The following is a 3,558-nucleotide window of genomic DNA, read 5'->3' as shown; positions in this document are numbered from 1 at the left end:
CTCAGCCGGTCGTTCGGACGAATTCGGCAATGCGCGCCGCGATGGCGTCGGGCGCATCCTCGAAGCAGTAGTGCCCGACGCCCGCCAGCCGCTCGACGGGCGCGGACGGAAACAATGCCGTGAAGAGCGGCAGGAAGTGTTCGGCGCCGAGCGTTCGATCGGCGTCTCCCCAGATCGCGAGCGCGGGCTTTTCGCGTATCGCGCGCAGCGCCGCCGCATCGGGCTCCTCGAACCGGTGCGCGCCGGCGGCAAACCCGCGGGCCCATCCGATCGCGCCGAGACAGTCGGCCGGTTGCGCGAACGGTGCCCCGTATGCGGCGATCCAGGTGTCGTCGATGATCGCGTGATTTTCGAACCCGTTCAGCTTCAGCGTGCTCAGGATGTTGAAGCCGAGCTGGCCGAGCACCGTCTCCAGCGTATCGTCTGCCGCCGCACGCATGATCCACTGGAACCACGGCGCATCACGGCCATTGTCGGTCAGGCGCTCGACGAGATCGGGCTGGCCGAACGGCGTCGGTCCGTTCGCTGACACGATGCGCCGGATCCGATCCGGATGCCGCGCGGCAAGCCCCATGCCGACCGGGCCGCCGAAGTCGTGCATCACGAGCGTGATGCGATCGAGGCCGCGCGCGAGCACGAAGCGCTCCAGGTTGTCGATATGGTCCTGTAGCCAGTAGCTGCGGCCCTGCGGCGTCGCGCTTTTGCCAAAGCCCATGTGATCGGGGACGACGACGCGGTGCGTCGGACTCAGCGTCGCAATCAGATGACGGAACAGATAGCCCCACGTGGGTTCGCCATGCAGGCACAGGATGGTTTCGCCGTCGTGCGGGCCTTCGTCTACGTAGTGCATCCGGAAGCCGGATGCGTCGTCGAAATGCGGGGCGAATGGAAAGGTGCCATCGAACGTGGCATCGGGCCGGATCATCGAACGCTCCTTCGGATAGTCGGATAGTTTGGTTTCAAATTGAAACCGAATGGAAGCGTAGAATATTAGGTTTCAAGTTGCAACTGAAAAGATGCCCGGGCCAACCGTAGATTGACTGCGCCATGGGGGCGTGATGATGCGTCGGAAGGGAACAGTGCCGGAATTCATCGGCCGGACGTAGGAGTTGAAGTGCCAATCAGGCCCGAATCGACCATTCCGTTCGTTGAACGTGAACAGTCGGGCCCGGTGTGATTGATCTTTCGTGCAACGAGTTTTATATTGCAACCATTCATTTCAACCGAACCGACCGCCGTTCCACCCGCATTCGGGGAACGGCATTGCTTATGCATCGATGAACAGACGAACCACGCACGAAGACTCCCCCTGCGGCGTAGCCCGCCCGCTGGACGCGATCGGCGACTGGTGGTCGCTGCTGATCGTCCGCGACGCGTTCGACGGGTTGCGCCGCTTCGGTGAATTCCAGAAGAACCTCGGACTGGCCAAGAACATCCTGGCCGCGCGCCTGCGCAACCTGGTCGCGCACGGAATCATGGACATCGTGCCGGCCGCGGACGGCGGCGCGCATCACGAATACGTGCTGACCGAGAAAGGGCGCGGCCTGTTTCCGCTGCTCGTCGCGCTGCGGCAGTGGGGCGAGGATTTCTTCTTCGAACCGGACGAGGCGCACGTGCTGCTCGTCGACCGGAAGACCGGGCTGCCGGTCAGGAAGCTGGAGCTGCGATCGCAGGACGGCCGCGTGCTCGGGCCGGAAGACACGGTCGTGTTGCCGCCGCCGGACTGATGCGCGGCAATCGCGGCGATGGTGCCCGCGTTACCGCTTCAGCAGCGCATGCGCGTGCACGATCTGCTCGGCGAGCTGGTTGATCGAGATGCGCCGTTCCATCGCCTGCGAGCGGATCTGCTGATAGGCCTCTTCCTCGCTGATCGCGTTGTGCTGCATCAGCAGCGTCTTCGCTTCCTGCAGCGTGCGCGCGGACATCACGCGCTGTTCGAGCTGCGCGATGCGGCGCCGGTATTCGTCGTGCCGGCGGCTCTGGTGACACGCGAGCGCCATCGCGCTCAACAGGCCGAACGAGCGCACCGGCGTCGTCACCGCGCTCTGCGCATCGATGCGCAGCATCAGTTCGAGGATCGTCGGGCTTTCGTAGGTCGTGACGGCGATGAGCGGCGGACGTGCGTCGTCTTCCAGCCACGGGATCGACAGGTGCAGCAGGTCGGGCCGGACCGCGAGTATCACGAGGTCGACGCTCTCCGGTAACGCGGCGGGCGGCGGCCAGCGCTGCTCGGTCGGGCAACCGATGCGCGACAGCTGCTCGACGAGCAGCAGGCCATTGTCGTCGTCCGGGTAGTACACCATTACGCGGAGCGAGCGCAGTTCGGCGAGCAGGCGCGGCGTCGAGCGGATCGGGGTGCGGGCGCGCATCGTCGGTTACGCCTTCTGTTCGTCGGGCGCGTGCACGCGGTCGCCGAGCGAATGCGTGACGAGGTACGGGTCGGGATGCACGCGTCGCGTCGCTTCGCGCACGATCGTGAAGTTGCCGTCGGCCGTCGCGCAGCCGATGCGCGGGTAGAGGCATGTGTGCTGCGTGAGCCGGTCGATCTTGACGCGCCCCTGCGGCGCGTCGAATTCCGCATCCGCGAGATGTTCGACGAGCCGGTCACGCTGGTCGGTGCCGGCACGGGCGAGTGCGTTGGCGAACAGGTGAACCTGGAAATACGCAGCTTCCCATGGCGCGGACGCGCTCGCGTCGTCGCCGAAGCGCGCCTTGAGCTGCGCGATGCAGCGCCGGTTCACGTCCGAATCGATGGTCTGGAAATAGGGCGACGACGTGTAGTGACCGGCCGCGGCCGTGCCCATCTGGCCGAGCTCGATCTCGGAGGTCGTCAGGCTCGCGATCGGCATCTTGCGCGCATCGAGGCCGGCTTGCGCATACGCGCGGTAGAACGCGGCCGTGCTGTCGCCCACCAGCGTACTGAACACGAAGTCGGGCGCCTTCGCGCGGATGTCCTCGACCACCGCCGCAAAATCCTGCTCGGACGCGACGAGCGGCATGTACACCTCGCCGAGGATCTGGCCTTCCGGATGCTGCGTGACGAGATCGATCATGATGCGGTTCGACTCGTACGGATAGATGTAGTCGGACCCGACCAGGTACACGCGCGCGCCGAACTGCGCGGTCATGAATGCGGCGAGCTGCACGCTGTTCTGGTTGGGCGCCGCGCCCGTGTAGATCACGTTCGGCGAGAACTCGAAGCCTTCGTAGAGCGTCGGGTAGAACAGCAGCTTGTCCCACTTCTCGACGATCGGAATCAGCGCCTTGCGACTGCTCGACATGTACGCGCCGAACAGCACGTTCACGCGCTCGGTGGCGATCAGCTCTTCGGCGAGCCGCGCGTAGACGGCCGGGTCCGAGCACGCATCGCGCACGACGGGCACGATCTCGCAGCCGTTCGCGCCGCCTGCCTCGTTGATCTCGGCGATTGCCTGCAGCGTGCCGCGCAACTGGCTCTGGCCAAGGTGCGACGTGCATCCGCTCTGCGAGAACAATACGCCAACCTTCACACTGTTCATTCGGTCGTTCCTGTCTCTTCCGGGTAGGGCCGTTACGCGG

The 3,558-nt window shown here is 65.3% G+C and carries 4 protein-coding genes; 1 reads left to right on the top strand and 3 read right to left on the bottom strand.

Annotated features, from left to right (window positions below):
• Nucleotide 1: 1 nt before the first annotated feature.
• Nucleotides 2-925 carry an alpha/beta fold hydrolase gene (locus tag JYJ84_RS31580; RefSeq protein WP_175222584.1) on the bottom strand — a complete coding sequence of 308 codons (924 nt, stop codon included), beginning with the start codon at nt 923-925 and terminating at the stop codon, nt 2-4.
• A gap of 352 nt (nt 926-1,277) precedes the next feature.
• Between JYJ84_RS31580 and JYJ84_RS31575 the strand changes: the two genes are divergently transcribed.
• On the top strand, nt 1,278-1,727 hold the full coding sequence (locus tag JYJ84_RS31575; protein ID WP_089453165.1) for a helix-turn-helix domain-containing protein: 450 nt from the start codon (nt 1,278-1,280) through the stop codon (nt 1,725-1,727).
• Between the two features lie 30 nt (nt 1,728-1,757).
• Here the strand turns inward: JYJ84_RS31575 and JYJ84_RS31570 are convergent, their stop codons facing one another.
• Nucleotides 1,758-2,369, bottom strand: a complete 612-nt coding sequence (locus JYJ84_RS31570) for an ANTAR domain-containing response regulator (protein ID WP_011355447.1) — start codon at nt 2,367-2,369, stop codon at nt 1,758-1,760.
• 6 nt (nt 2,370-2,375) lie between these two features.
• The gene (locus tag JYJ84_RS31565; protein ID WP_175222585.1) at nt 2,376-3,518 is read right to left on the bottom strand and encodes a transporter substrate-binding domain-containing protein; all 1,143 of its coding nucleotides are present in this window, start codon (nt 3,516-3,518) and stop codon (nt 2,376-2,378) included.
• Nucleotides 3,519-3,558: the final 40 nt, after the last annotated feature.

The sequence above is a fragment of the Burkholderia sp. LMG 13014 genome (assembly GCF_905232215.1).
Taxonomy (GTDB): domain Bacteria; phylum Pseudomonadota; class Gammaproteobacteria; order Burkholderiales; family Burkholderiaceae; genus Burkholderia.
Note: the sequence above shows the minus strand (reverse complement) of the source record. Positions and strands in the feature narration are given on the sequence as shown.